Source organism: Aeromonas sp. QDB23, assembly GCF_027707745.1.
Taxonomy (GTDB): domain Bacteria; phylum Pseudomonadota; class Gammaproteobacteria; order Enterobacterales; family Aeromonadaceae; genus Aeromonas; species Aeromonas allosaccharophila.
This window is the reverse complement of record NZ_JAPCJA010000104.1, coordinates 1-5,367: the sequence shown is the minus strand read 5'-3', so window position 1 is coordinate 5,367 and position 5,367 is coordinate 1. Positions and strand designations below refer to the sequence as shown.

The following is a 5,367-nucleotide window of genomic DNA, read 5'->3' as shown; positions in this document are numbered from 1 at the left end:
AGGCAAGGGGCAACAGTGGATCAAGGGATGATCGTCTCACTTTTTCCTGTCAATGCCATCTGGGTGAACAGTTACGTTCGGTCGGTCAAATCCTCGTGCCCTGCTTAAAAAACGTTCGCGATCTTGCCCTGGTTCCTACTGTCATGCAAGATGTAGCTTTGGAAGCTATCGAACGATTGAAAAAAATTAGCATGCCTGCACGGGAGGCTGCGATGTATGCAGAAACGCATCCAGATAACAATGGGAGTATGGTGTATATCAGTAAATTGGTTAACTGGCCTTTTGTTGATAACGCAAAAAAAGTTAAGGCCTCAGAGGCTTTGTTACTATATAGAGACCGTGAGTTACATGCGGAACATGATGTTATTCAACACTCGTTTGTTTTACCTACGGTGAACATAATTAATGCAAGGATTTCTAGGTCTGAGGCCAGAAAAGGAGTCCACCTTTGGAAGAAACATAACATATTACGAGAGGATGGCTCACAACCCGATATAACATCCCATCAAGCTAGGCATTGGCTCAGTACCAAAGCTGAACGGGGTGGGATGGATGAGTTGACGCTTGCAAACTGGGCAGGGAGAGCAAGAGTTGCTGATAATGCCAGCTATGATCATCGCACAGAAGAAGAAAAGTCCAATGCAATTGCAGTTATTACTATCCCTGAAAATGCAAACACGTTGGAAAAAATAAAATGTAACCTTCCAATTAGTTTCGAGGAAATCGGAAAGAACCTTACTGGTGCAGCGATAGTAACAGAGCTAGGCGTGTGTGAACATGATTTTGCCATGATTCCATGTCAGCGAAACGGTGACTGTGAAACCTGCAAAGAATTGGTCTGTATCAAAGGCTTCAGTAGCTCATTGGAGCTGTTGAAAGTACGAGAAGTTCAAGTGGCAGCTCAACTCGAAAAAGCACAGCAAAGCCATAAAATGGGGGCCTTTGGTGCTGACCGCTGGGTTAGCTCACACGGTTGGCGACTTGCTCATATTAGAACAAAGATCCGGCTATTAGAGGATGAAAATGTTCTTGATGGCACCCCCATTCGTATTCCTGATGTATATGATCCCTCGCCAGCCAAGGTTGTTCTTTTAGAGAAGGGGCTTAATATTGAAGTTCAATCGCCTGACTCTATCGATTCTAAAGCGTTTAATATTATGGGTGATTTGTTATGCCTAAAATAGTTATCACAGAAAAAAACCTGCCTAATATACTAGGTCTAATTAATACTTGGGAAGGAAAGTTAACTTGGGACTTGCTCTGTCAAAAAGTTGCCATAATGATTGATGTTAAAGGTGGCGTCCAACGTCAATCATTATCCTCTTACAAAGATATTCAAGATGCATACTCGCGAAGAAAGACATTTTTAAAAGAACGTTTTTCTCAACCTGAGCCTACCAAAGAGCGTGATGTAACGCTTGAGTATCTTATAAAAAAGGTTGCTCTTTTAGAGAATGAATTAGCCAGATTAAATAGTTTGAATGATGCATACAAACAGCGTTTCATAGTATGGCAATATAATGCTTACATGCATGGTGTCAGAATGACATCAATTGATAATTTTCCAACAGATAGTGCCGAGCTAAAAAAATTACAGGATATGCTTGGAAAGCCGCTTATAGAAGTTAAACGCCGCACAGGAGGTCAATAATGGCGAGTGGTACAGAAAAAGCCAAAGCAACCGTCCAGGCGTTTGAACTATGGATGGCAACCCAGACTGATGAGACGTATCGACAATTAAGTTACAGGGGCAGCCTCAGCCGCAGTGAAATCACGAAAGCTATTGGCTGTGGCCGCTCTGCCTTAGTGCAGAACCCTGAGCTTCGTAGGCAATTGCAGAAATTGGAAGACCAGCTTAGGGAACACGGGGTGCTTCCGCCACTCACCGCTCAGGCCATAGCGAGTGTAGCTCATCCAAAGGTATACGACCCTACGACTCATCGACGCCTACTTGATACCAAACGTGTATCAATATTGGAGCAGGAGAATATTGAACTGAAAGCGCAGCTAAGGGAACTAAAAGCCAGACTGGAGCGCTTCGGTGAGCTATCTGAGACATTGGCCGAAATGGGGATCTTGCCACGATGAACCAATCTCTCCATTCCGAACTATTTCGTGTTACCAGTATCCCATATAGCTCATCCAGCTACGTGATTTTCTCTGGAATACCACTTAATGACGAGACCAGCCAGATCAAGGATGGCAAATACTATGTGACCATTAAAGCGCGGCCTGACACTCTTCCGGCACAACCGTCACAGGGCCAGCAATGGACAGTCCATGGCAAACCTCTCATTGAGAGGGTCGAGATTGGTGATGTTGTGATGCAGCAACATACCTATGAATCACCTGAGCACGTGATATGCACCCTGCCGGAGACAGGTGAGCAGCTGATCCAGTTCATTGCCAAGGAGCCTGATTTCAAGGGAATTGGCCTCGGTAAAGCCAGGGCGTTATGGCAACTACTCGGTGAGCAATTTCACGCCACCCTGCGCACCGACACACCAGAGTCCAGAGAGCGCCTCAAGGGTATTCTGAGTGATGTATCTATTGATGCCCTGTTCAACGGCTACGCAAAATACAAAAATCTGAACCACTGCAATTGGATGGCAGAGTGTCGGATTCCCTCACCCATTCAGCAGCGGATCTTGAAATTTCATGGCGAAAGCTCCGTTGATGCAATCAAAGCGAATCCCTACCTACTGGTCGGCTTCGGGATGGGGTTTGAAGACGTGGATGCGCTTTCTCAAACGAAGTTTGAGGTAGAACTAAAAGATCCGACGAGGCTGAGTGCCGCCCTGGAGTTCACCATCCACGCGGAAGTGGAAAAAGGCCACACCTACACCACGCAGGCCAGGCTTCGCCCCCTGCTGACCAAATTGCTTGGTGACGGCGAGTTGGCAGCACAAGCATTCAAGGCTGGTTACCACCAAGCCCAGTATGTGCTGAACCATGAAGCAGGCACCTATCACCCTACCGCACAATTGCTGATGGAGACTGTTGTTGCCAAGCGGCTGTTGAAACTTGCTAAACAGCAAAATCGTTACGATGAGTCCACCAATGCTGCGTTTCTCGCAGCGGTTAATGAGCTGCCCTATGAATTGACCGCGATGCAAAATGAAGCGGTGCTCACCGCGCTAAACAATGCGGTGAGTTGCATCACGGGGGGCGCAGGAACTGGCAAAACCACAGTGCTCAGAACGGCACTGCGGGCCTATGGCAAAATGGGCTTTGAGGTGCATGCTGTCGCCCTTTCTGGACGCGCAGCAATGCGCCTATACGAGTCGATAGGCTTTAGGACGATGACCATTTCCGCCTTGTTGCGGCAAGAGCCCATAGAACCATCTGATGGGTTTCCCAGCCATCTGCTGGTAATCGATGAAGCATCCATGATCGACCTGCCCACCATGTATCGGCTCACCAACCATCTGCACCCCACCGTGCGGATCATATTCACGGGTGACCCAAACCAGCTACCTCCGATAGGATGTGGCAAGGTGCTAGCCGATATCGTTGCATCACAGGCCATTGCGAACGTGACCCTGGACATCGTTAAACGCCAGAAGGGAGCCACAGGCATTCCTGAATACTCTATGCAGGTCAATCAAGGTCTCATACCGGAGCACTTGAGCATGGGTAACGTCTATTTCCACGAAACATCCAAAGAGAGGATCGCCCAAGTCTGTGCCGAGTTATATCAGCAATCCCCCGAGAACAGCCGAGTGGTAGGTGCGACCACCGCTATGGTGGCGGAGATCAATAATCTTATTCAGGAGGCCGTCAACCCTGATGGTGCTCGGATGATATTTGAGATGTATGGCGAAACCTACCGCCGCAACGATTTGCGCCAAGGAGATGTGATCCTCTTCACTCAGAACAATTACGAGAAAGGCATTCAAAATGGCTCGCTCGGAACGCTAACTCGCGCTGTCGGGGCTGGAGATGACTACGGAGTGGTTGAACTGGACACAGGCGAGAGCGTGTATGTCACCCAATCCCTGCTGGACTGTATGAGGCTGGGCTACTGCATCACACTCCATAAAGCTCAGGGTTCGCAGTTCCCACGCATCATCATCGCGCTGCAAAAGGGGAGGATCGTTGACAGGGCCTGGCTCTATACCGCAATAACCAGGGCCGAGCATGAGGTCCATATCGTGGGCAGCACAGCTGAGTTTGCAGCCATCACCAAAGCGCCCAGCAATGCCCATAACCGGAACAGCTATCTGCGTGATCTGTTGAAGAAATGAGAGGAGATTGATTCCCTTGGGGAGCGACTACGGGTACAAGCGGAGATAAGCGGTGCGTCAACGCGCAGCGTTGTCCACGGCTTATTCCGTGCTCTTGCGTAGCAAGATGTGCCCGTAGCTGAGCGATCGGAAGGGCTAGAACCTTAAAAATCAATACCTTACAAGGCCTTGACATAGTACCACCAGAGTCTCTTTTGTACCAAGAACGAACTCCAACGTGAGTCATCAATTGACCTTCGCTGATTACGAGTTCAACAGCAAACGCCGCCAGACCCGTAAAGAAGTTTTCCTCTCTTGAATAGAGTAACTGCTTCCCTGGCCCTGGATGCTGGTCATCATTACGCCCATCTATCCCAAGGTCGGCAATGGCCGTCACCCCTAACCACTGATGCAAATCCAGCCATAAGAACCTTCTCTAAAAAGGCTGGGTGCAAAGTAAGTGGTCAAGTCAGTGTAATTACCCACGAAAGGCCTCTCGCAATTATGATAGGCATGGCCCCGTGGGCGCGGGCATCGGACAGACTCAGGAGCAGTAACATGAAGCATCAAACCCTCACCGTGGAAAATAGCCGCATTCGCGTCACCGTCAGCCGCGAGATAGCCGATAAATTCCTGCCAACCGGAGTTATCGGTCGCGATGAGTCCCCCGGTCAGGCGCAACGTGGTCGTCTGCTTTCTGCCGCGATGGGCAAATTAGCCAGCGCAACCGAATTACGCCTTCGGCTCACTAACGATATCGAGCGGGCTGATGTCATCGCGCTGGCCCATAAGCTCCTTGTCCGTGACTATCTGGAGGAACACAGTCACTACAACGTCAACGAGGTGATCATGCGCCTCGAAGAGGGTCACCTCATGCACAAATACATGGCCCAGGAGGTCACTCTCGCCAATGAGTACGCTCGCGGTGTCTTGAAGACTATTTCGCAAGACGACGCCCGCCTTTACGTAGCGCCAAAGGTAATGGCCGGGGTACTCTCCCCCCATGAACGCAGGCAACTGGAGACCCGCGTTGAACTCCTGCTAAACCGCATTGGCATCAATGCTGCGTATTCCGGCGAAGTTGAACAGCCATTCCGGCCAACGTGAACACCCTGATCCTTAACGCGCTCACGTCACCCCG

Annotated in this window: 5 protein-coding genes and 1 pseudogene; all 6 read left to right on the top strand. The window is 49.5% G+C overall.

All coding sequences use genetic code 11. The features are described 5' to 3' along the window. A partial coding sequence (locus PG888_RS22305) for a hypothetical protein (protein ID WP_442866250.1) occupies positions 1–1,184 on the top strand: 1,184 nt, incomplete at its 5' end. Continuing rightward, on the top strand, positions 1,172–1,651 hold the full coding sequence (locus PG888_RS22300; RefSeq protein WP_049866848.1) for a hypothetical protein: 480 nt from the start codon (positions 1,172–1,174) through the stop codon (positions 1,649–1,651). The genes PG888_RS22305 and PG888_RS22300, both read left to right, overlap by 13 nt. After that, entirely contained in the window at positions 1,651–2,088 is a 438-nt protein-coding gene (locus PG888_RS22295; RefSeq protein ID WP_025202555.1) for a VPA1267 family protein, read from the top strand. The genes PG888_RS22300 and PG888_RS22295 overlap by 1 nt, the downstream gene beginning before the upstream one ends. Then, the gene (locus PG888_RS22290) at positions 2,085–4,247 is read left to right on the top strand and encodes an AAA family ATPase (RefSeq protein WP_025202554.1); all 2,163 of its coding nucleotides are present in this window, start codon (positions 2,085–2,087) and stop codon (positions 4,245–4,247) included. Before PG888_RS22295 ends, PG888_RS22290 begins: the two co-directional genes overlap by 4 nt. Positions 4,248–4,464: 217 nt before the next feature. Further along, positions 4,465–4,626 (top strand): annotated as a pseudogene (locus PG888_RS22285) (IS5/IS1182 family transposase); the annotation flags it as partial. A gap of 158 nt (positions 4,627–4,784) precedes the next feature. Then, positions 4,785–5,333 carry a hypothetical protein gene (locus PG888_RS22280; protein WP_270694421.1) on the top strand — a complete coding sequence of 183 codons (549 nt, stop codon included), beginning with the start codon at positions 4,785–4,787 and terminating at the stop codon, positions 5,331–5,333. Positions 5,334–5,367 lie beyond the last annotated feature (34 nt).